A 617-nucleotide genomic window follows, 5' to 3' on the forward strand; every position below is an offset into this window, starting at 1 on the left:
AAAGCGTTTTAGCATAATCAAAGGCACTAAATGACCGATATGTAAGCTGCCCGCGGTGGGGTCAAAACCGCAGTAGAGTGTTTGTGGTTGGCAAAACAGCGCGATGAGTTGTTCAAGGTCGGTGGTTTGCGCGATCAGCCCTCGTTGGGCAAGTCATCAAGAGTAATTGTGAATTCATGCTGCCTCCAAAATCTAGACAGGCAGCGTATAAGAACAGTCCAGCTCATGACGATATCCCTAAAGGGATAAAGCGGTGATTAAGCTAGCGAGATCTGGAAACTATGCTTTGAGAGCAATCAAATGATTGAGAAACAACTGAAACAGTTCGCTGAGCGAGGCGACGTTGAGCTGTCGTCATAGATGCGTTTTCGATGGTTTTCACGGTACCCAGTGTGATGCCGAGCTGCTGGGCAATTTCTTTAGAGTCGAGCCCTTGGATGAGTAGTGCTGCAATTTCTTGCTCTCGTTGGCTGAGTTGCTGTTGACCAAAATCGCCAATTGCTTTGCGTACCCACTGGCTTACGTCGTGTTGTGCGGTTTGGGGTTCTGCCAGCAACAAATCGGCGTTGAGCCAATGTTGTCGGCACAAGGCGGCGATGGTGTCAAAGCGCTGCGAC

2 pseudogenes are annotated in these 617 nt (G+C 49.4%); both read right to left on the reverse strand.

From position 1 onward, the window contains the following. Positions 1-138: pseudogene (locus CIK04_RS30455) on the reverse strand (tyrosine--tRNA ligase); the annotation flags it as partial. Between the two features lie 141 nt (positions 139-279). After that, positions 280-617 (reverse strand): annotated as a pseudogene (locus CIK04_RS30460) (response regulator transcription factor); the annotation flags it as partial.

Source organism: Vibrio sp. 03_296 (assembly GCF_002265885.1).